The sequence below is a fragment of the Pseudomonas sp. TAA207 genome (genome assembly GCF_001529285.1).
GTDB lineage: Bacteria > Pseudomonadota > Gammaproteobacteria > Pseudomonadales > Pseudomonadaceae > Aquipseudomonas > Aquipseudomonas weihenstephanensis.
On the sequence record NZ_LLWJ01000072.1, the window covers coordinates 322,258 to 344,325 of the forward strand.

General features: G+C 57.4%; 14 protein-coding genes. 8 read left to right on the plus strand and 6 right to left on the minus strand.

What is annotated here, in order from left to right:
- Nucleotides 1-203: 203 nt before the first annotated feature.
- Both AP059_RS21245 and AP059_RS21250 read right to left on the minus strand, forming a co-directional pair.
- The gene (locus AP059_RS21245; protein ID WP_059766070.1) at nt 204-1,826 is read right to left on the minus strand and encodes an MFS transporter; all 1,623 of its coding nucleotides are present in this window, start codon (nt 1,824-1,826) and stop codon (nt 204-206) included.
- Between the two features lie 90 nt (nt 1,827-1,916).
- A complete protein-coding gene (locus tag AP059_RS21250) occupies nt 1,917-3,578 on the minus strand; it encodes a GMC family oxidoreductase (protein ID WP_059766072.1) in 1,662 nt (553 codons plus the stop codon).
- A 137-nt stretch (nt 3,579-3,715) separates the two neighbouring features.
- Between AP059_RS21250 and AP059_RS21255 the strand changes: the two genes are divergently transcribed.
- The 3 genes from AP059_RS21255 to AP059_RS21265 all read left to right on the plus strand — a co-directional run bounded on the left by AP059_RS21255 (nt 3,716) and on the right by AP059_RS21265 (nt 10,948).
- Entirely contained in the window at nt 3,716-4,603 is an 888-nt protein-coding gene (locus tag AP059_RS21255) for a LysR family transcriptional regulator (protein WP_059766214.1), read from the plus strand.
- Nucleotides 4,604-4,835: 232 nt separating this feature from the next.
- Complete coding sequence (gene eprS, locus AP059_RS21260) at nt 4,836-7,769, plus strand: autotransporter serine peptidase EprS (RefSeq protein ID WP_371260644.1); 2,934 nt, start codon at nt 4,836-4,838, stop codon at nt 7,767-7,769.
- 74 nt (nt 7,770-7,843) lie between these two features.
- Entirely contained in the window at nt 7,844-10,948 is a 3,105-nt protein-coding gene (locus AP059_RS21265) for an autotransporter serine protease (RefSeq protein ID WP_082706850.1), read from the plus strand.
- 72 nt (nt 10,949-11,020) lie between these two features.
- Here AP059_RS21265 and gyrB read toward each other — a convergent pair whose 3' ends face one another.
- From gyrB to dnaA, 4 genes are read right to left on the minus strand one after another with little or no spacing between them, the layout of a single operon-like run.
- The gene (gene gyrB / locus AP059_RS21270; RefSeq protein WP_059766218.1) at nt 11,021-13,438 is read right to left on the minus strand and encodes a DNA topoisomerase (ATP-hydrolyzing) subunit B; all 2,418 of its coding nucleotides are present in this window, start codon (nt 13,436-13,438) and stop codon (nt 11,021-11,023) included.
- A 5-nt stretch (nt 13,439-13,443) separates the two neighbouring features.
- On the minus strand, nt 13,444-14,547 hold the full coding sequence (gene recF, locus AP059_RS21275) for a DNA replication/repair protein RecF (RefSeq protein WP_059766077.1): 1,104 nt from the start codon (nt 14,545-14,547) through the stop codon (nt 13,444-13,446).
- A gap of 21 nt (nt 14,548-14,568) precedes the next feature.
- The gene (gene dnaN / locus AP059_RS21280; RefSeq protein ID WP_048363774.1) at nt 14,569-15,672 is read right to left on the minus strand and encodes a DNA polymerase III subunit beta; all 1,104 of its coding nucleotides are present in this window, start codon (nt 15,670-15,672) and stop codon (nt 14,569-14,571) included.
- A 38-nt stretch (nt 15,673-15,710) separates the two neighbouring features.
- Nucleotides 15,711-17,222 (minus strand): chromosomal replication initiator protein DnaA, encoded by a 1,512-nt coding sequence (gene dnaA, locus AP059_RS21285; RefSeq protein WP_059766080.1) that lies wholly within the window; start codon nt 17,220-17,222, stop codon nt 15,711-15,713.
- A 563-nt stretch (nt 17,223-17,785) separates the two neighbouring features.
- Here dnaA and rpmH point away from each other — a divergent pair.
- From rpmH to mnmE, 5 genes are all read left to right on the plus strand, one after another.
- Nucleotides 17,786-17,920, plus strand: a complete 135-nt coding sequence (gene rpmH, locus AP059_RS21290) for a 50S ribosomal protein L34 (RefSeq protein WP_003213577.1) — start codon at nt 17,786-17,788, stop codon at nt 17,918-17,920.
- Between the two features lie 16 nt (nt 17,921-17,936).
- A complete protein-coding gene (gene rnpA / locus AP059_RS21295) occupies nt 17,937-18,338 on the plus strand; it encodes a ribonuclease P protein component (RefSeq protein ID WP_203302153.1) in 402 nt (133 codons plus the stop codon).
- Nucleotides 18,331-18,576, plus strand: coding sequence for a membrane protein insertion efficiency factor YidD (gene yidD / locus AP059_RS21300; RefSeq protein WP_048402126.1), 246 nt, complete (start codon nt 18,331-18,333; stop codon nt 18,574-18,576). Before rnpA ends, yidD begins: the two co-directional genes overlap by 8 nt.
- A 2-nt stretch (nt 18,577-18,578) precedes the next feature.
- The gene (gene yidC / locus AP059_RS21305) at nt 18,579-20,264 is read left to right on the plus strand and encodes a membrane protein insertase YidC (protein WP_048363771.1); all 1,686 of its coding nucleotides are present in this window, start codon (nt 18,579-18,581) and stop codon (nt 20,262-20,264) included.
- 80 nt (nt 20,265-20,344) lie between these two features.
- Nucleotides 20,345-21,712, plus strand: a complete 1,368-nt coding sequence (mnmE, locus tag AP059_RS21310; protein WP_059766082.1) for a tRNA uridine-5-carboxymethylaminomethyl(34) synthesis GTPase MnmE — start codon at nt 20,345-20,347, stop codon at nt 21,710-21,712.
- The last annotated feature ends 356 nt before the right edge of the window (nt 21,713-22,068 follow it).

Genomic DNA, 22,068 nt, shown 5'->3' on the forward strand with positions numbered 1-22,068 from the left:
GATAACGTGTGCACAAGTTTTGGATTTCTTGCAAAAAACAGTCGTAACCCAATGATTTAAATACTTATTTCTCGGTATGACTTTTTAGCGGAAAACGTGCATAAGTTTTTCTAAGCAGAAAAAAACCGGCTAATTAGCCGGTTTTTTTGTGCCCGCATCCTCTGTAGGCGCGGGCTGAGGGGAGAGCGCAATAGCGCGCAGTCTCAAACCTTATCGATATCCACATTGCGGGTTTCTTTGAGGCACAGCACTCCCACCACCAGGCTGACACCGGTGATCACCACCGGGTACCACAGCCCGTAAAAGATGTCCCCGGTGTACACCACCAGCGCAAACGACACGGTCGGCAAGAAGCCACCAAACCAGCCATTACCGATGTGATACGGCAGTGACATGGAGGTGTAGCGAATACGGGTAGGGAACAGCTCCACCATCACCGCTGCCAGCGGGCCGTAGGTCATGGTCGCGATCAGGGTCAGCAGCACCATCACCAGCACCACCATCGGTTGGTTCACGGCACTCGGGTCCGCCTTGGCCGGATAGCCTGCGTCGGTAATCGCCGCGCGCATTGCCGCTTCGTCAAAGCCGGTGATTTTTTGCTCACCCACTGACACTTCAACTAGGGTGCCGGGCGCTGCCGCCACCGAGGTGTAGGGCAACCCTTGCTTGACCAGGAAGGTTTTGACTTTATCGCAGGGGCTGTCAAAGCGCGCCTTGCCAACGGGGTCAAACTGGAAGGTGCAGGTGGACGGGTCGGCCATTACCACGATTGGCGATTGGCGACTCGCGGTGTCGATTTGCGGGTTGGCGTAATAGCTCAGTGCTTTGAATAACGGGAAGTACAGCACGGTGGCCAGCAGCAAGCCCAGCATCAGAATCGGTTTACGCCCCACACGGTCTGACAGCCAGCCAAAGAAGATAAAGAACGGTGCACCAATCACCACGCTGATAATCAAGAGGGTATTGGCCTGCGCCGGGTCCATCTTGAGCATCTGCGTCAGGAAGAACAGCACGTAGAATTGCGCGGTGTAGAAGGTCACCGCTTGCCCCGCGTTGATGCCAAACAGCGCGATCAGCACGATCTTGAGGTTTTCCCATTTGCCGAACGACTCGCGGATCGGCGATTTACTGCCTTTGCCTTCGGCCTTCATTTTCACGAAGGCGGGCGACTCGTGCATGCTCAAGCGGATCCACGTCGAGATGCCCAGCAGCACGATGGAGAGCAGGAACGGCAGGCGCCAGCCCCACACTTCAAACTGGTCGCCGGTCAGGTAACGGCAGCCCAGCACCACCAACAACGACAGCAACAAGCCCAAGGTGGCGGTGGATTGAATCCAGCTGGTGTTAAAACCGCGTTTGCCGGGCGCCGCGTGTTCTGCGACGTAGGTGGCGGCGCCACCATATTCACCGCCCAGCGCCAGCCCCTGAAGCATGCGCAACAGCACCAGCATGATCGGTGCGGCAATGCCGATGCTGGTGTAGGTCGGCAGCAAGCCCACAGCAAAGGTCGATAAGCCCATCAGAATGATGGTCATCAGGAAGGTGTATTTTCGCCCGATCATGTCGCCTAACCGGCCAAACACCAACGCCCCGAACGGCCTGACCAAAAAACCCGCCGCAAAGGCCATCAAGGCAAAAATGAATGCGGTGGTGTCGTTAACCCCGGCAAAGAACTGTTTGCTCAGGACGGTGGCCAGGGCGCCATACAAGAAAAAGTCATACCACTCGAAAACAGTCCCGAGGGATGACGCAAAAATGATTTTTCGTTCTTCACGGCCTGTCGGCGCTTTCGCGACGCTGGCGGTTTGTGCGATGGAGTCTGACATTTTCAATGCCCTCGGCCCTTGGGGCCACAGTGATTATTGTTGTTGTCCACTGTCGGTTCCGGATGACTGCGACCGAAACCACGACCGCCTTCAGGCGACCGGTGTTGCTGCTGCGCGAAACTGTTCTACGGGTGTTTCTGCTGTCTGAATCGGGGTGTCGAGGATCAATTGCGCGGCTTTTTCGCCAATCATCAGGGTGGGTGAACAGGTATTGCCTGACACGATATCCGGCATGATCGAAGCGTCGGCCACCCGCAAACCCGGCACGCCATGGACGCGCAACTCAGCATCGACCACCGCCTGAGTGTCCTGGCCCATACGGCAGGTGCCCACCGGGTGGAAAATCGTCGTACCTATACGAGCGGCGGCTTCGTACAGCTGTTGCTCGGTTTGCAGGTCTTTGCCTGGCAGATACTCCTCGGGACTGAAGCCTTGCAGGGCAGGGCTGGCCACAATGTTACGGGTCAGGCGAATGGCATCTGCCGCGACGTTTAAATCGTCAGGGTGGCTCAGGTAATTAGGGTCGATCAGCGGCGCATCGTCCGGGTTGGCTGAACGAATATCCACGCGGCCCCGGCTCTTGGGCCGCAGGTTACACACCGATGCGGTAAACGCAGGAAAGCGGTGCAAAGGCTCGCCAAAGCGTTCCAGCGACAAGGGCTGCACGTGGTACTGCAAATTGGCGGACGGTTGCGCAGGGTCTGACTTTACAAACGCCCCCAATTGGCTGGGCGCCATCGCCAGCGGACCGCTGCGATCGTAGGCGTAACGCAGGCCCATGCCTAACTTGCCCCACAGGCTATTGGCCACTTGGTTGAGGGTGCGCGCATTGCTCAGTTTGAAAATCAGACGCAGTTGCAGGTGATCTTGCAGGTTGCCACCCACCCCAGGCAGTTCGTGCTCGACCTTGATGCCCAGGCTTTCCAGCAGTGGGCGCGGGCCAATCCCCGAACGCTGCAAAATGCCAGGCGAACCAATGGCGCCGGCGCACAGGATGATTTCACGTTGAGCTTGAATGTCATGCTCGCAGCCTTGCCAGCGGGCGCGTACATGGGTGGCGCGACCTGCGGTCAGTAGCACTTTGTTGACCTGCACATCGGTCAGAACGGTCAGATTTGGACGTTTGAGGATAGGCCGTAAAAAGGCTTTGGAGGCATTCCAGCGCACACCTGCGCGCTGATTGACCTGAAAGTATCCACAGCCCTGATTGTCGCCGGTGTTGAAATCGCCCACCGTGGGAATGCCGCTTTGCGCCGCGGCGTCCCGGAACGCATCGAGAATGGGCCATGAATAGCGCTGTTGCTCGACACGCCACTCACCGTCACCGCCATGCAAGTGCGCGTTGCCATCGCAGTGTTTTTCACTGCGCTTGAACAGGGGCAGTACGTCTTTCCAGGCCCAGCCCGGATTGCCCTGCTCAGCCCAGCGATCGTAATCACCCGCCTGCCCGCGCATGTAGATCATGCCGTTGATCGACGAGCTGCCACCCAACACCTTGCCGCGCGGATAGCTCAAGCGGCGCCCTTGCAACCCGGCCTGCGCCTCGGTTTTGAAGCACCAGTCGGTGCGCGGGTTGCCAATGCAATACAGATAACCCACCGGAATATGAATCCAGGGGTAGTTGTCTTGCCCGCCCGCTTCGAGCAGCAGCACCTTGTGGGCAGGATTGGCCGACAGCCGATTCGCCAGCACAGAACCCGCAGGGCCCGCGCCCACGATGATGTAGTCGTATACCTGAGTGGCTGATGGCATGAAGCACCTCGCGCCTGTCTTTATTTTTATTGTCCTACACCATCGTATTGATTAATTTCGAGATGAAAACGCGCGATTTTGCCCACGGCCTGTGCGTTTTTGCACAGTTGGCCCATACGCCGCACTCGGGGATGACCATGTTCGACTGGAATGACCTGCGCTACTTTCTGGAGTTACACCGCAGCGGGCGCTTGCTGACCGCCGCCAAACGCATGAACACCACCCACAGCACGGTGGCGCGGCACATTGACAGCATCGAGCGGCACTTGGGGGCCGCATTGTTTGTGCAGCATGCACAGGGGTATGAACTGACACCCGCCGGGCAGGCGCTGCTCAAACATGCCGAAGCGATGGAAAACGTTGCCCTGCTGGCCCAGGAAGAAATCACCCAGGCCATGACGCCGCTGGGCAAGATCCGTCTGGGCGTCACCGAAGGCATTGGCATCATGTTCATCACCTCACGCCTGCGCGGTTTGTTTGAGCGCTATCCGGGGCTGGAAGTGGAATTGGTCGCAGTTCCACGGTTTGTCAGCATCCTCAACCGTGAGGCCGAAATCAGTATTCATCTGGAGCGGCCCAACGCCGACATGTTGATCACGCGCAAACTCACCGATTACACCCTCGCGCTTTACGCCAGTCCCGCCTATCTGGAGCAGGCTCCGCCGCTCAACCACCGCGATGATCTGGCGCATCACCACTGGATTGGCTACGTCGATGATCTGTTGTTCAGCCAGGAGTTGTTATTTCTCAACACCTTCTGTCGCACGCCGACCGTGACATTTCGCAGCACCAGCGTGATTGCCCAGCAGCAAGCAGCGCGTGCCGGATTAGGCATCGCAGTGCTGCCCAATTACATGGCCCGCCACGACAGCGAACTGGTGCGGGTTTTGCCGCAAGAGTCCGTGCAGCGCAGCTACTGGATTAGCACTCGGCGCGAGTTGCACAAGTCGGTGAGGTTACGCGTGGTGTGGGATTTTTTGCTGGAGTTATGCACAGCCGAACAAACCATCCTGCTCGCACCGTGAACCCTTAACCGCTGCCGAAGGCGGCGTCCGATGACCTGGTCGTCGTAATCTTTGGGGTTTCGGGTAAAAACGCGAAACAGCCCACAGCTTGCGGTTAATTCCGGCAGAGGCCTGATGCCTGTTCTACAGTCACGCCCTTCAATCGGGTCTTCGCTATAGAAGCCCACGCTCTTATAACGATAAAAAGTGAGCTTTTATGAACAAGGACGTTCGTCGTGGCAGCGCCGCGCCTATGCTGTGCGCCAGCCTGCTGGTACTGCTTTCAACCCCCGCCCGCGCGCAGTATCAAGAACAGGGTACGCTCGGCGATGTCGCCAGTTGGCGCTCGGCCGAGTACCAACAGGATTGGGGCCTCAAGCGTCTGTCAGCCGATGCCGCTTACGCCGCAGGCATCACCGGCGCCGGGGTCAAGATTGGGGTGATGGACTCCGGTTTTGACGCCGGCCATCCCGAAGCCGCACGTTTTCATGCCGTGACAGCCAGCGGTCAATCCGCAGACGGCACACCGTTTTCAGTCAGTGGCCAGCTCAACCCGCGTAACGATTCCCACGGCACTCACGTCACGGGCACCATTGCCGCCGCCCGCGATGGCGTCGGCATGCACGGTGTCGCCTTTAATGCCGATCTGTATGTGGCCAATACCAATCAAAACGACAGCTTTCTGTTTGGCCCCAAGCCTGACGCCCTGTATTTCAAGGCCGCTTATAACGCGCTCGCCGATGCCGGGGTACGCGCCATCAACAACAGTTGGGGCAGCCAGCCCAAAGACGTGAACTACCAAACCCTCGACGGCTTGCACGCCGCCTATGCACAGCACTACAACCAGAACACATGGCTGGATGCTGCGGCCGATGTGTCGCGCCGTGGCGTGATTAACGTGTTCAGTGCCGGTAACAGTGGGGTGGCCAATGCCAGCGTGCGCTCCGCACTGCCGTATTTTCAGCCCGACCTGGAAGGGCACTGGCTGGCCGTGTCGGGGCTGGATAAAAACAATCAGCAAAAATATAACCAATGCGGTATCGCCAAATATTGGTGCATTGCCACGCCCGGCGCGCTGATCAACAGCACCGTTCCCGGTGACGGCTACGGGGTTAAATCCGGTACGTCGATGTCTGCCCCGCATGCCACTGGCGCATTGGCGTTGGTCATGGAGCGCTATCCGTATCTGAATAATCAGCAAGCCCTGGAAGTGCTATTAACGACCTCGACTCAACTGGACGGTTCGATCACCGACACGCCCACAACCCGTGTGGGTTGGGGTGTGCCCGATCTGGACCGGGCAATGAAAGGGCCGGGCCAGTTACTCGGCACCTTCGATGTGCAATTGGCGCCCGGGCAACAGGATGTATGGAGTAACAACCTGTCAGATACCGCCTTGGCGGCGCGCCAGAAAGAAGACGCTGCTGAGCACCAAGCCTGGCAACAAACCTTAATCGACAAGGGCTGGACTCATGGCCTGGCGAGCAACGCCAGTCAGCAAGAGCACACCGATTATGCGATTGGCATGGCCCGCGATGCGGCTGGCGCACAACGTGAATATCAGGGCAGCTTGATCAAGTCCGGCGCAGGCAGCCTGACGTTGAATGGCGCCAACACGTATCGCGGCGCCACCACCGTCAATGGCGGCAGGCTCAACGTCAACGGTTCGCTGGCCTCGAGGGTGACGGTTAACAACAGCGGTTCACTTGGCGGAACGGGCCGTGTTGGCGGATTGATTGCCAACGCGGGGGCTACCGTGGCTCCGGGCAACTCGATTGGCACCCTGCAGGTCGACGGCAATGTGACCTTCGAACAAGGTTCAACCTATGCCGTGGAGTTATCCACAGCCCACAGTGACCGCCTGCTCGTGAGTGGCGCAACCGTGCTCAATGGCGGTGTTGTGACGCTGGCGCTGGAAAACGACCCTGACGTCCTGACCCAGCCACAAGCACGCAGCATGCTCGGCCGTCAGTATCAAATCCTGCAAGCCGCAGGCGGGGTGCAAGGGCAATTCGCCAGCGTTGTACCTAATTACCTGTTCATCGGCGCCAGCCTCGATTACTCGGCCACGGCCGTGCAACTGGACATCGAGCGCAACGCCACCCCCTTTGCCCACGTCGCGGCGACGCCCAATCAGCGGGCCGTGGCGATGGCCAGTGAACAACTCGGTGCTGGCAATGCGGTGTATGAGAGCGTGCTGAGCGCGCCTTCCATCGCAGTGGCGCAAAGCGCGTTTCAACAGTTATCCGGTGAAATTTACCCGGCGCTGGGCACGATGCTGATCAACGACAGCCGCCAATTGCGCGACGCGGTAGGCGAACGTCTCAACCCGGCAGGCACCCGCAATGCGCCGCCAACAGCGCCTAGCGTGTGGATCAAAGCGCTTGGGGCATGGGGCAAAACCGATAGCCGCCACGACACGGCTGATTACACCACCTCGATTGGCGGCCTGCTGGCGGGCGTTGATGGGGCACTCGACGACAACACCCAATTGGGTGTGCTGGGCGGTTACAGCGACAGCTCGCTGAACATGGGCGCGGGTACGCATTCGCGCGCCACGGTGGACAGTTACCACGTGGGCACCTACCTCGGCCATACGCTGGGCGCCGTGCGCTTGAGCGGCGCAGCCACCTACAGCTGGCATCGCGCCGAGGTGAAGCGCGACTTGCACTACAACGACAACAGCGCCAAACAAAAAACCAAACGCGACGCACAAACCGTGCAGCTGTTTACCGAAGCGGCTTATCGCATGAACGTACCCGCGCTGAGCCTGGAACCGTTCGTCAATCTGGCGTACATCCATTTGAACAGTGACGGCTTTACCGAAAAAGGTGACGCCGCCGCGCTCAAAGCCAGCCAGGACCAGCGCGATGCCGTGCTTAGCACCGTGGGCCTGCGGGCGCTGAAAACCGTGCATATCGCCGCCCAGCCGCTGGAGCTGGCGGGCAGTGTGGGCTGGCAGCATGCCCTCAGCTCGGTCGATTCAGACGCGCATCTGCGTTTCGCTTCGGGTGGCCCCTCCTTTGCGATTGAAAGCTCGCCTCTGGTGCGCAACGCCGCACGGGTGGGCGCGCATGCGAGCCTGGCGATCAATCGTGATCTGCGGATCAATCTGGATTACAGCGGCCAACTGGCCACTCAGGAGAAAAGCCACGGAGTGGGCTTGAGCCTGAATTGGCAGTTCTGATGCCCCAACGTTCATCCCTCCCTGTGCCTCAAGGCGCAGGGCTAATCAGCAATCCACCAAGGAAGGTTACCGGCATGGAATCACTACGTGGGCAGCGTCTGCCTGTGCAAAAAAAACGCGCACTACCGTTTAGCAAGCGTGCGCTTTCAGTGAGCCTGGGGCTGGCGACCCTGAGCCTGCTAGGCCAGGCGCAAGCCGCACCTTATATAGAAGCAGGGCGGGGCGGGCAGCCTGACAGCTGGCGCAGCCCTGAATTCAAGGCTGACTGGGGGTTGGGCGCCATCAACGCGCAAGACGCTTACGCGGCAGGTTACAGCGGTAAAGGCGTCAAGCTCGGGATCTTCGACCAGCCGGTGTACGCCCAACACCCCGAATTCAGTAGCCCGAACAAAGTGGTCACCGTGGTGACTACAGGGATTCGCGAATACACCGACCCGTACATTGCGGTCAAAGCCGGTGACGCGTTTATTTACGATGGCAGCCCGTCCGCCGGCTCCAATGGCAAACTGGGCTCGCACGGCACCCACGTCGGCGGCATTGCCGCCGGTGACCGAGACGGCGGCCCCATGCACGGTGTGGCGTATGGCGCGCAGATCATCATGGCGGACAACGGCGACCCCGGCCCCGAAGACGGCATCATTCGCGGCAATGACGGTGCGGTGTACAAGGCCGGGTGGGATGCACTGGCGGCCAGCGGAGCACGGATCATCAACAACAGCTGGGGCATTGGCATCACCGATAAATTCAACCTCGGTGGCAGCAATCCGGCTTACCCGCATTTCACGGTGAACGATGCGCAAGCTCAGTTCGATCAAATCCTGCCATTGCTCGACACCAAAGCCGGGGGCGCTTACCGCGGCGCTATCGAATCCGCACGCAGCGGTATCGTGACAATTTTTGCCGCCGGCAATGACTACAACCTGAACAACCCCGACGCGATTGCAGGGCTGGCGCACTTTGTACCGGACATCGCGCCAAACTGGATCACCGTCGCCAGCTTGCAGCAAAACCCGGACAGCAACAGTACAACGCCTTACACCCTGAGCAAGTTCTCGTCCCGTTGCGGGTATGCGGCGAGTTTTTGTGTGTCAGCACCGGGTAGCACTATTTACAGCGCAATCATTGAAGGCACCACGCTGGAAAACATGACCGTCGGTTATGGCAACAAAAGCGGCACCTCAATGGCGGCGCCCCATGTGGCGGGCAGTGCGGCCGTGTTGATGGAGCGCTTCCCCTACATGACCGGTGCGCAGATCGCAGGTGTGCTGAAGTCCACAGCGACTGACCTGGGCGCGCCGGGCATCGACGAGTTGTATGGCTGGGGCATGATCAACCTGCACAAAGCCATCGACGGCCCGAGCATGTTGATTGCCGATGCCGATATTCCACAACCCTTGCGGGTTGAAGGGGCTTATGGCAACGGCCAGTTTGTGGCGGACTTGCCCGGTGTGGGCGCCCTCATCGATGCGGGTAAACCCACAGAACGACGTTGTAGCGACATCAGTTGTGGGCGTGATGTATGGCGCAACAATATTAGCGGGCACGGCGGGCTGACCAAACTCGGTCTCGGCACGCTGGTGTTGACCGGTGCCAACACCTACAGCGGCCCGACTGCGGTCAATCAGGGCCTGCTGGCCATCAATGGTTCGCTCAGCTCGGCCGTGACGGTGAACGCTGGCGGCACCCTGGGCGGCAGTGGTCAGGTCGCGGCGCTCACGGCGACCCACGGCGGCACTGTGGCACCGGGCAATTCCATCGGTACGCTGAACGTGGCGGGCGACATAACGTTTGAATCAGGCTCGACCTACGCCGTGCAGTTATCCCCTACCCAAAGCGACCGGATCGTGGCGGGCGGCAAAGCCACACTCAAGGGCGGCACCGTGACACTGGCGCTGGAAAATAACCCCGCGCTGCTAAGCCGCCAGCAAACCCAAAGCCTGTTGGGGCAACAGTTCGACATCCTGCAAGCGGCCGGCGGAATTGACGGCCAATTTGGCGACGTGTTGCCCAATTATCTGTTTATCGGCGGGCAACTCGATTACTCCGCCACGGCAGTGCAGTTGGGTATCGAGCGCAATGCAACCTCCTTTGCCAGCGTCGCGTTGACCGCCAATCAACGCGCCGTGGCGCAAGCAGCTGAAGGCTTAAACGCAGGCAACGCCGTCTACGAAGGCGTTTTGCTGTCACCTTCGGTGGCCAGTGCGCGTCAGGCCTATCAGCAATTGAGTGGTGAAATACATCCCGCGATTGCTACGCAATTGATCAACGACACCCGTCATCTTCGCGATGCCGTGGGTGATCGTCTTCGCCAGCACGACTTATACAGCGCCAGCCCAGAAGTAGCAGGGCAAAACAACGTGTGGGTCAAAGCCCTCGGTGCGTGGGGTAAAACCAACGCAGGCTCAGCCAATGCCAACTACACCACCTCTTTGGGCGGGATGTTGGTGGGCGCGGACGGTTTGATAAGCGATGCGACACGCCTGGGTGTGTTCACCGGTTATAGCCACAGCGGCCTGAACATGGGGGACGGCACGCATTCAACAGCCTCCACCGACAGCTATCACTTGGGTGCGTATCTGGGGCATGAAATTGACGCGCTGCGCCTGAGCGTTGGGGGTTCTTACAGCTGGAACCGCATCGATGTAAAACGCGAGGTGCAATTCGCCGACATCGATGCCAAACACAAAACAAAACGCGACGCCCAAACCGCGCAAGTGTTTACCGAAGCCGCGTATCGCGTTGAGTTGCAAACACTGGCGCTGGAACCCTTCGCCAACCTGACGTACGTGCATGTGGGCAGCGACAGCTTCCATGAAAAGGGTGGGGCAGCGGCACTGCAAGGTCGTCGTGACAATCGCGAAGCGCTGCTCTCGACCTTGGGCTTACGGGCCGCAAAAACCCTCACATTAGGCCGTGATCAACAGCTGGACGTAGCGGGGAGTTTAGGGTGGCAACACAACCTGAACGCCGTGCATTCGGATCAGGATTTGAGCTTTGTAGCGGGCAGCACCGCGTTTAGCGTGCAAAGCGTTTCATTGGCACGCGATGCAGCCGTGGTGGGCGCTCGGGTAGGCATGGCGCTGGGTAAAGCTACGCGCCTGGAGCTGGATTACAACGGCCAGTTAAGCAACAAAGAAAAGGCGCATGGCATGGGTTTGAATCTGAGCTGGCAGTTCTGATCGCCTGTATTGATCGCGCATAAAAAAGGCCAACGCTGAGCGTTGGCCTTTTTATTGCGCATTACACCCGCATCAGAAGTCCAGGTTGGACACTGCCAGTGCGTTGCTCTCGATGAACTCACGACGTGGTTCAACAGCGTCGCCCATCAAGGTGTTGAAGATCTGATCAGCACCGATCGCGTCTTCAATGGTGACTTTCAGCATGCGACGCACGCTTGGGTCCATGGTGGTTTCCCAAAGTTGTTCCGGGTTCATTTCACCCAGACCTTTGTAGCGCTGGATGGTGTGGCGCTTGGTGCTTTCGGCCATCAACCAGTCCAGTGCTTCTTTGAACTCAGTCACGGCCTTTTTACGCTCACCGCGCTGAATGTACGCGCCCTCGTCCAACAGAGTGCTCAGTTGAGCGCCCAGTGTCACAACGGTTTTGTAATCGTTGCTGCCGAAGAAGTCGCGGTTGAAGGTGATGAAGGTCGAGTGGCCGTGGGAGATCAATTCGACCTCTGGCAACCAGACGTTACGCTCACGGTCTTCACGCAGGCTGGCTTTGTACACCAGGCCCGACTTCTCGACCAGACGCAGACGGGCTTCGTACTTGCTCATCCAGTCTTGCATGGCCGCGTGGTCGCCCAATTGCTCAAGGGTCACGGCTGGCAGGTAGATGAAGTGCTCGGTCAGCTCTTGCGGGTACAGGCGCGACAACCGCTTGAGGGTTTTCATCACCATGCGGAAGTCGTAAACCAGACGTTCCAACGCCTCACCGGAGATGCCCGGGGCTTCTTCGTTCAAGTGCAGGCTGGCGTCTTCAAGCGCCGACTGGGTCATGTACTCTTCCATGGCCTCGTCGTCTTTGATGTATTGCTCTTGCTTGCCCTTTTTCACTTTGTACAACGGCGGCTGAGCGATGTAGATGTAGCCACGCTCGATCAGCTCAGGCAACTGACGGAAGAAGAAGGTCAGCAGTAGGGTACGGATGTGCGAACCGTCGACGTCAGCATCGGTCATGATGATGATGTTGTGATAGCGCAGCTTGTCGATGTTGTATTCGTCGCGGCCAATGCCGCAGCCCAGCGCGGTGATCAAGGTGCCGACTTCTTGCGAAGAGATCATCTTGTCGAAACGCGCTTTTTCAACGTTAAGGATCTTGCCTTTCAACGGCAGGATCGCTTGGGTACGGCGGTTACGTCCCTGCTTGGCGGAGCCGCCAGCAGAGTCACCTTCCACCAGGTACAGTTCGGACAGTGCCGGGTCTTTTTCCTGGCAGTCAGCCAGCTTGCCTGGCAAACCGGCGATATCCAACGCGCCTTTACGGCGAGTCATCTCACGGGCTTTACGGGCAGCTTCACGGGCACGGGCCGCGTCAATCATCTTGCCGACAATCAGCTTGGCTTCGTTCGGGTGCTCCAACAGGAAATCGGAGAAGAACTTGCCCATTTCCTGTTCCACTGCGGTCTTCACTTCAGAAGACACCAGCTTGTCTTTAGTCTGAGAGCTGAACTTAGGGTCCGGCACTTTTACCGAGATGATTGCGGTCAAGCCTTCACGCGCGTCATCACCGGTGGTGGCAACTTTGTGCTTTTTGGCCAGGCCTTCAGCTTCGATGTAGGTGTTGAGGTTACGCGTCAGTGCCGAGCGGAAACCCACCAAGTGGGTGCCGCCATCGCGCTGCGGAATGTTGTTGGTGAAGCACAACAGGTTCTCGTTGAAGCTGTCGTTCCACTGCAAGGCGATTTCAACGCCAATGCCGTCTTCACGCTGAACATTGAAGTGGAAGACTTCGTTGACCGGGGTCTTGTTGGTGTTCAGGTAATCCACGAATGCGCGCAGACCGCCTTCGTACTTGAACAGTTCTTCCTTGCCGCTGCGCTCATCCTTGAGGACGATGCCTACACCGGAGTTGAGGAAGGACAGTTCACGAATCCGCTTGGCCAGGATGTCCCAGCTGAAGTGGATGTTCTTGAACGTCTCTGCCGATGGCTTGAAGTGGATCTGGGTCCCCGTGGTTTCGCTTTCGCCCACGATTGCCATCGGTGCCTGCGGAACACCGTGTACGTAAGTCTGTTCCCAGATTTTGCCGCTACGGCGCACTGTCAGAACCAACAGCTCAGACAGGGCGTTAACCACCGAAACACCTACACCGTGCAGACCGCCGGATACTTTGTAGGAGTTGTCATCGAACTTACCGCCGGCGTGCAGCACGGTCATGATGACCTCGGCTGCGGAAACGCCTTCTTCTTTATGCACGTCTACCGGGATGCCACGACCGTTATCGCGCACGGTGATGGATTCATCCGGGTGGATGGTGATGGTGATGTCGTCGCAATGGCCAGCCAGCGCTTCGTCGATAGAGTTGTCGACTACTTCGAACACCATGTGGTGCAGACCGCTGCCATCGTCGGTGTCACCAATGTACATACCGGGACGTTTGCGTACGGCATCAAGGCCTTTCAGCACTTTAATGCTCGTTGAGTCGTACGTGTTTTCTTCGCTCAATGCCTTCACTCCCGATGGTCGTGGGTCTGGGTGATACAGCCCTGTTCCACGTGGAACAGCGCAACTGGCGTTTCCGTCTGCCAGCCTTCCCTCAATAATTCGTGATCTACACAGGTGATAAACACCTGGCAGCGTAAGTCTTCCAACAAGCGACACAGTGCTTGGCGATGCTGCTCGTCCAGTTCGGACGGCAGGTCATCCACCAGATAAATACATTGGCCACGGCGTGCCTGACTGACCAAATGCCCCTGGGCAATGCGCAACGCACACACCACTAACTTCTGCTGGCCGCGCGACAGAATCTCTGCGGCGTTGTGTGCGCCCAGCTTGAGGCGTAAATCAGCACGTTGTGGCCCAGCCTGGGTGTGTCCCATTTGCTGGTCCCGGTGGACGGACGCGGCGAGCACAGCGCTCAGCTCTCGGTCTTTGTCCCAACCACGGTAATAGCTCAGCGTTAACCCTTCGAGCTCAAGCAATTCGCTCAGGGTCTGCTCAAAGACTGGTTTCAAGGCTTTGATATAGGCGCGGCGGTATTCATCAATTTCAGCACTGGCCAGGCACAGTTCCCGGTCCCAGGCCGCTTGTGAAACGGCGTCGAGTGTACCATGCCGCAGCCATGAGTTCCGCTGCCGCAGGGCCTTCTGTAGCCGCTGCCAGGTCGACATGAAGCGTGGCTCGACGTGGAACACCCCCCAGTCGAGAAACTGCCTACGGATCTTTGGGGCACCTTCCAATAGACGGAAGCTGTCCGGGTTGATCAGTTGCAGTGGCAGTATCTCGGCCAATTGCGCTGCACTGCGCGCATTCTGGCCGTCGATACGGATCTGAAACTCTCCTTGACGGTCCCGCGAAATACCCAAAGCACTGTTTCCGCCTTCTGCCAACTCGACCTGACCGAACACGGTGCAAGCCTGTTGTTCATGCTGAATCACAGGATTGAGTCGCACACTGCGAAACGAACGCGCCAAACCCAACAGGTGGATTGCTTCCAGCACGCTGGTTTTTCCGCTGCCGTTATCGCCGTACAGGATATTAATGCGGGGGGAGGGAGAGAAGGTCACCGGGTGCAGGTTACGCACCGCGGTGACTGTGACACGACTGAGGGACATCTAGCGCAGGCTGTGCATAAGTTACAGGCGCATCGGCATAACAACGTAGGCCGAATCGTCGTTGTCCGACTCTTGCACCAGTGCACTGCTGTTGGAGTCGGAAAGGATCAGACGCACTTGTTCAGTGGTCATCACGCCCAGCACGTCCAGCAGGTAGCTCACGTTGAAGCCGATTTCGAGCGAGCCACCGTTGTAGTCAACGCCCACTTCTTCTTCCGCTTCTTCCTGTTCCGGGTTGTTGGCCTGGATTTTCAATTGACCGTTAGCCAGTTGCAGGCGAATACCGCGGTATTTTTCGTTGGACAGGATGGCCGTACGGCTAAAGGCTTCGCGCAACGCCTGACGATCACCGATCACGGTTTTGTCACCACCTTTAGGTAGCACGCGCTCGTAGTCAGGGAACTTGCCGTCTACCAGCTTGGAGGTGAACGTGAACTCGCCCGTGGTGGCACGGATGTGGTGCGCGCCCAATACGATGCTGACTTCACCGTCCGGCTCGGTCAGCAGGCGTGCCAACTCAAGGATGCCCTTACGCGGCACGATGACCTGATGGCGGTCTGGCTGGCCAATATCGGCTTTCATCGAGCACATCGCCAGACGGTGACCGTCGGTGGCAACAGCGCGGATGATGCCGGCGGACACTTCCAGAAGCATGCCGTTGAGGTAATAACGCACGTCCTGCTGCGCCATTGCGAAGCTGGTGCGCTCGATCAGGCGGCGAAGTTTGCTTTGCTGCAAGTTGCAGGTCAGCGAGCCGGGGCCTTCTTCAACCGTCGGGAAATCGTTGGCGGGCAACGTAGACAGGGTAAATCGGCTACGACCGGCTTTAACAACCAGTTTTTGATCGTCCAGCTTGATATCGATCAGCGCATCGTTCGGCAGGCTTTTGCAGATATCCATCAGCTTGCGCGCAGGTACGGTGATTTCGCCAGGCTCGGCGATGTCTTCTAGCTGAACGCGGCCGACCAGTTCGACTTCAAGGTCGGTACCGGTCAGCGACAATTGCTGGCCTTCGACAACCAACAGCACGTTGGACAATACCGGCAAGGTCTGGCGGCGTTCAACGACGCCTGCGACCAGTTGCAGGGGTTTCAACAGGGCTTCGCGTTGAATGGTGAAATGCATGGTCTAGTCCCTTGCCTTAATAAGCTGCGCTGGTGTCATCAGGTGGTCAGTGTACGCAGCAGGTTCTTGTAGTCCTCGCGGATGTCCGCGTCGGATTCCTTGAGTTCGTTGATCTTGCGGCATGCGTGCAAGACCGTGGTGTGGTCTCGACCGCCAAACACGTCGCCGATTTCCGGCAAGCTGTGGTTGGTCAGTTCTTTGGACAGTGCCATGGCGACCTGACGTGGTCGCGCTACCGAGCGCGAACGGCGCTTGGACAGCAGATCTGAAATTTTGATCTTGTAGTACTCAGCGACCGTGCGCTGAATGTTATCCACAGACACCAGTTTGTCTTGCAGCGCCAGCAAGTCTTTCAGGGATTCGCGAATCAACTCAATGGTGATGTCGCGGCCCATGAAGTGCGAGTGAGCAATGACTCGCTTGAGTGCGCCTTCAAGCTCCCGCACGTTTGAACGTATGCGTTGGGCAATAAAGAAGGCAGCGTCGTGCGGCAGATCGACTTTAGCCTGGTCGGCCTTTTTCATCAGGATCGCGACACGGGTTTCAAGTTCTGGCGGCTCGACGGCAACGGTCAGCCCCCAACCGAAACGGGATTTGAGGCGCTCTTCAAGGCCTTCGATCTCTTTAGGGTAACGGTCGCTGGTCAGAATCACTTGCTGACCGCCTTCAAGCAGGGCGTTGAAGGTGTGGAAAAACTCTTCCTGGGACCGCTCCTTGCGGGCAAAGAACTGAATGTCATCGATAAGCAAGGCATCGACCGAACGGTAGAAACGCTTGAACTCGTTGATCGCATTGAGCTGAAGGGCTTTAACCATGTCAGCTACAAAACGCTCCGAATGCAGGTAAACCACCTTGGCATTCGGGTTCTTTTTCAGCAGGTGGTTACCTACCGCATGCATCAAGTGCGTTTTACCCAAGCCAACGCCGCCATACAGGAACAGCGGGTTGTAACCATGTTTGGGGTTATCCGCCACCTGCCACGCCGCAGCGCGGGCCAGTTGGTTGGACTTGCCCTCAACGAAGTTTTCGAAGGTAAAGGTGCGGTTCAGGTAACTGGTGTGCTTGAGCGCGCCTTCGACTTGAACGGTACGTTGCTCAGCCCGGACCGGGGCCTGTTGCGAACTGGCGCCAGCCATCGGGTCGAAGCTGGCACGCGACGGTTCTTCGCTCGCTTGCGCAGCCTGTTTAGGCGCCGGAGCAGGCGCACTGACGGTATTGGCAGGTGCACTCGGAGCAGGCGCTGGCGCCTGTTGCGAGGCGGCGGCCGCCAACGGTGCATTGGGCGCTGCACGAGGTGCCGAGCTGCGTTTGCTGCCTATTAATAAGGACAACGCTGGCGCCATGCCATTGCTGTGCTCATTCAATAGCTCAAGTAAACGGCTCAGGTACTTCTCATTCACCCAGTCGAGGACAAAGCGGTTGGGTGCATACACGCGCAACTCGTCGCCTTCGGCTTCGACCTGTAGTGGACGGATCCAAGTGTTGAATTGCTGGGCAGGCAGCTCATCGCGCAAAAGCTCTACGCACTGCTGCCAAAGTTCCACTGACACGGATATCCCCTAAGTTGAAAGCCGGTGAGGCAAAAACAGGCGCCATTGTAGCGGTCACTCGCCCACTTATCCACATGTAGGTTGCCTGTCTATAAGGAGATATTCGGTTTTTATCCCTAAAAAAAGCGACAAATGGTCGGTGCGTAAGCTCTGTGGATAAGCGGGCCTAAGCCCATTGCACAAGTGGGGGTGAAACTCTGTGCATAAGTCGCCTGTGGATAAATAGCCCTTTCATGCACAGCTTTTCCGAAGGCGTGGCACAGGCAAAGCACGGCTTGTGGACAACCTTTCAATTCTCTATACACCTTGTTTTATATGGCCTAGCGCGAGTTATCCACAGAAGGTGGCCTCTATAAGAGTAGTAAGTTCTTTAAAAGAGCTTTAAATACTTCGTTTTTTTATTTCTATAGTTGGCAGGCAAAAGGTTTGCGTAAAAGCCTCGACATCTATTTACCAGGAAAGGCTGGTTGGAAATTGACCTATTGGCTTGCATTCTCTAGAATCGCCGGTCTCTTAAAACGGGGGCCATTCCGGCCCGTTGTGGACGAACCAGGTAGCACGACATGAAACGTACTTTCCAACCAAGCACTATCAAACGCGCCCGCACTCACGGTTTCCGTGCACGCATGGCTACTAAAAACGGCCGTGCCGTCCTGTCGCGTCGCCGCGCCAAAGGCCGTGCGCGTCTGGCAGTTTGATAATCAGACAATGGTGGTGAGTCAGGACTTCAGTCGGGAAAAGCGGTTACTCACTCCCCGACATTTCAAGGCAGTCTTTGACTCCCCCACCGGCAAGGTACCGGGGAAAAATCTCCTGCTCCTTGCGCGCAACAACGATCTGGATCACCCCCGCCTGGGGTTAGTGATCGGTAAAAAGAGCGTAAAGCTCTCCGTTGAGCGCAACCGCCTTAAGCGTTTGATGCGTGAATCGTTTCGTCTCCACCAGGATTTACTGGTTGGTTGGGATATCGTAATCGTCGCGCGCAAAGGTTTGGGTGACGTAGAGAACCCCGAATTGATTCAGCATTTCGGCAAACTCTGGAAGCGTCTGGCACGTAACACGCCAGTTCCAGCGGTTAAAACCGAAACTGTAGGGGTAGGCAGTCCTGATGCGTAAACTGGCACTCGTTCCGATCCAGTTTTATCGCTATGCCATTAGTCCTTTGATGGCCAGCCACTGCCGTTTCTACCCCAGTTGTTCCTGCTACGCGTTGGAAGCCATCGAAAATCATGGCGTTCTTCGCGGCGGCTGGCTGACCTTTCGTCGTTTAGGTCGCTGTCACCCGTGGAATCCCGGTGGTTATGACCCGGTTCCACCTATCCCTACCTCCCGTTCTTCTTCGATGGCCGAGTAATCATGGATATTAAACGCACGATCCTGATCGTCGCCCTGGCAGTCGTGTCCTACGTTATGGTTCTCAAATGGAACCAGGACTACGGTCAAGCTGCTCTGCCGACTCAGAATGTTGCCGCCAGCAGTACGACCGCGCCGGCTTTGCCCGACACGGTTCCAGGTAACAACGCTTCCAACAGTGCTGATGTCCCTAGCGCCTCTGCTGATACCAGCACGGTGACCGAAACACCGGTTGCTGCCAGCAAAGACCTGATTCATGTAAAAACCGACGTTCTGGATATTGCAATTGATCCACAGGGTGGTGACATCGCCCAGTTGCGTCTGCCGCTCTACCCGCGTCGCCAGGATCACCCGGATGTTCCGTTTCAGTTGTTCGATAACGGCAACGAACGCACCTATTTGGCACAAAGTGGCCTGACAGGCGTAGACGGTCCTGATGCACGTTCGTCGGGTCGCCCTGTTTTCAGCGCTGAGAAAAAGACTTATGAACTGGCTCCAGGCCAGGATCAAATGGTTGTTGATCTCAAATTCAGCGAAAACGGCGTCAATTACATCAAGCGCTTCACGCTCAAGCGTGGCCTTTACGATGTACAAGTCACTTATTTGATTGATAACGAGAGCGGCAAGCCGTGGAACGGCAACCTGTTCGCGCAATTGAAACGTGATGCCAGCTCCGATCCTTCTTCCAGCACCGCCACCGGTACTGCGACTTACCTGGGCGCCGCCCTGTGGACAAGTGCAGAGCCGTACAAAAAAGTGTCGATGAAAGATATCGACAAAGGCCAGCTGAAAGAAACCGTTCAAGGTGGCTGGGTTGCCTGGTTGCAACACTACTTTGTGACCGCGTGGATCCCACAGAAAGGCGATAACAACGTCGTTCAGACCCGCAAAGACAACCAGGGCAACTACATCATCGGTTTCACTGGCCCAACGTTGACCGTTGAGCCGGGCAAAACCGCTGAAACCAGTGCCACGTTGTATGCAGGGCCAAAAAGCCAGGGCGTACTCAAAGAGTTATCCCCAGGTCTGGAACTGACTGTCGACTACGGCATTCTGTGGTTCATTGCCCAGCCTATTTTCTGGCTGCTGCAACATATCCACAGCATCGTGGGTAACTGGGGCTGGTCGATCATCTTCCTGACCATGCTGATCAAAGGGATCTTCTTCCCGCTGTCGGCTGCCAGCTACAAATCGATGGCTCGCATGCGCGCTGTGGCGCCAAAACTGGCCGCTCTGAAAGAGCAGTTCGGTGATGACCGTCAGAAAATGTCGCAAGCGATGATGGAGCTGTACAAGAAAGAGAAGATCAATCCACTGGGCGGCTGCTTGCCGATTCTGGTGCAGATGCCGGTCTTCCTGTCCTTGTACTGGGTACTTCTGGAAAGTGTTGAAATGCGCCAGGCGCCGTTCATGCTCTGGATTACCGACCTGTCGATCAAAGACCCGTTCTTCATTCTGCCGATCATCATGGGCGCAACCATGTTCATCCAGCAGCGTCTGAACCCGACTCCGCCGGACCCGATGCAGGCCAAGGTGATGAAGCTGATGCCAATCATCTTCACCTTCTTCTTCCTGTGGTTCCCGGCTGGTCTGGTGCTGTACTGGGTTGTGAACAACTGCCTGTCTATCGCTCAGCAGTGGTACATCACGCGTAAAGTTGAAGCCGCTACCAAAAAAGCAGCTGAATAACTTACTCTGATGCGCACCACTCAAAACGCCCCCTAGTGGGGCGTTTTGCTATCCGTCACTTTTGTTTTGAGGCCTGTTTTATGAGTGTTCCGGCACAAACCATTGCCGCAGTAGCAACCGCCCAAGGCCGAGGTGGTGTGGGGATCGTACGTGTTTCCGGGCCACTCGCCCGGGCTGCGGCCCAAGCGTTTTGTGAGCGTGAGTTGAAACCGCGCTACGCCCATTACGGCCCTTTTTACGGAGAAAACCGTGAGGTGCTGGACGAAGGCATCGCACTTTATTTTCCTGGCCCCCACTCGTTTACTGGCGAAGACGTACTGGAACTCCAAGGCCACGGCGGCCCGATCGTGCTGGATATGTTGTTGCAGCGCTGCATCCAGTTGGGTTGCCGCCTGGCGCGTCCGGGAGAATTCAGCGAACGCGCATTTTTGAATGACAAGCTCGATCTGGCTCAAGCCGAAGCCATTGCCGACTTGATCGAAGCAAGTTCTGCACAGGCTGCGCGCAACGCATTACGTTCCTTGCAGGGCGCTTTCTCACAGCGTGTGCATAACTTGACCGAGCAACTGATCGGTTTACGCATCTATGTCGAAGCAGCGATTGATTTCCCGGAAGAAGAAATCGACTTTTTAGCAGATGGCCATGTGCTGGGCATGCTCGACAAGGTCCGTGAAGAGTTATCCACCGTTCAGCGCGAAGCGGGGCAAGGTGCGTTGCTACGCGATGGCATGACGGTGGTTATTGCGGGGCGCCCAAATGCAGGCAAGTCGAGCCTGCTCAACGCATTGGCCGGACGTGAAGCGGCGATCGTGACTGAAATCGCAGGTACCACTCGCGACGTGTTGCGCGAACATATCCACATTGATGGCATGCCATTGCATGTGGTCGACACGGCAGGCTTGCGTGATACCGACGATCATGTCGAAAAAATTGGCGTGCAACGGGCGCTCAAGGCCATTGGTGAAGCTGACCGTGTGCTGTTGGTGGTGGATGCCACGGCACCGGAAGCACAAGACCCGTTTGCTCTGTGGCCAGAATTTCTGGAGCAGCGTCCTGACCCTGCGAAAGTGACCTTGATCCGTAACAAGGCCGACTTGAGCGGCGAAAATATAGCGCTTGAGGTCAGCGCAGATGGCCATGTCACGATCAGCCTGAGCGCCCGCTCCACCGCAGGCCTGGACTTGCTGCGTGAGCACCTCAAAGCCTGCATGGGCTATGAACAGACCTCTGAGAGCAGCTTCAGCGCACGGCGTCGCCATCTGGAGGCCTTGAGTCATGCCAGTGCAGCGCTTGAACACGGTCGCGCGCAATTGACCCTCGCGGGCGCAGGAGAGTTGTTGGCTGAAGATTTACGCCAGGCACAGCATTCACTGGGCGAAATTACCGGGGCCTTCAGTTCCGATGATTTGCTGGGGCGGATTTTCTCCAGCTTCTGTATCGGTAAGTAACGACGTACTGTAGCCGCTGAGAGGCGTAGCGAGGCTTCGAAAAGGACCGAAGGGCTTCAGATTGCCGGTGCTGCTTCGCACAACCCATCGCAGCCTTGTACCGTGTCAGCGGCTACAGAGATCAATCATCTTGCTACCGTGACCCACATTCCTACTGAGTGACTCCTCCCATACGCCATTGATGCCGCCGCGAAGCTTGCGGCCAGTGCTTGATTACCCTGCAACAGGGGCAGATCTGTGCATCTCTGGAGTAAATTGCCATCATCAGCCCGATGTTTTTTGACCTTAATCTGCATCTTCACCGACGGCATGCGGGCCTGCCATTCATCGCCTTGATTCCTTCCTGATCGACTAAA

What these genes read in the sequence shown, in the direction of transcription:
- AP059_RS21245 (WP_059766070.1), bottom strand. Translation starts at nt 1,826, where the DNA reads ATGTCAGACTCCATCGCACAAACCGCCAGCGTCGCGAAAGCGCCGACA.
- AP059_RS21250 (WP_059766072.1), bottom strand. Translation starts at nt 3,578, where the DNA reads ATGCCATCAGCCACTCAGGTATACGACTACATCATCGTGGGCGCGGGC.
- AP059_RS21265 (WP_082706850.1), top strand. Translation starts at nt 7,844, where the DNA reads ATGGAATCACTACGTGGGCAGCGTCTGCCTGTGCAAAAAAAACGCGCA.
- dnaN (WP_048363774.1), bottom strand. Translation starts at nt 15,672, where the DNA reads ATGCATTTCACCATTCAACGCGAAGCCCTGTTGAAACCCCTGCAACTG.
- eprS (WP_371260644.1), top strand. Translation starts at nt 4,836, where the DNA reads ATGCTGTGCGCCAGCCTGCTGGTACTGCTTTCAACCCCCGCCCGCGCG.
- rpmH (WP_003213577.1), top strand. Translation starts at nt 17,786, where the DNA reads ATGAAACGTACTTTCCAACCAAGCACTATCAAACGCGCCCGCACTCAC.
- yidD (WP_048402126.1), top strand. Translation starts at nt 18,331, where the DNA reads ATGCGTAAACTGGCACTCGTTCCGATCCAGTTTTATCGCTATGCCATT.
- recF (WP_059766077.1), bottom strand. Translation starts at nt 14,547, where the DNA reads ATGTCCCTCAGTCGTGTCACAGTCACCGCGGTGCGTAACCTGCACCCG.
- AP059_RS21255 (WP_059766214.1), top strand. Translation starts at nt 3,716, where the DNA reads ATGTTCGACTGGAATGACCTGCGCTACTTTCTGGAGTTACACCGCAGC.
- yidC (WP_048363771.1), top strand. Translation starts at nt 18,579, where the DNA reads ATGGATATTAAACGCACGATCCTGATCGTCGCCCTGGCAGTCGTGTCC.
- mnmE (WP_059766082.1), top strand. Translation starts at nt 20,345, where the DNA reads ATGAGTGTTCCGGCACAAACCATTGCCGCAGTAGCAACCGCCCAAGGC.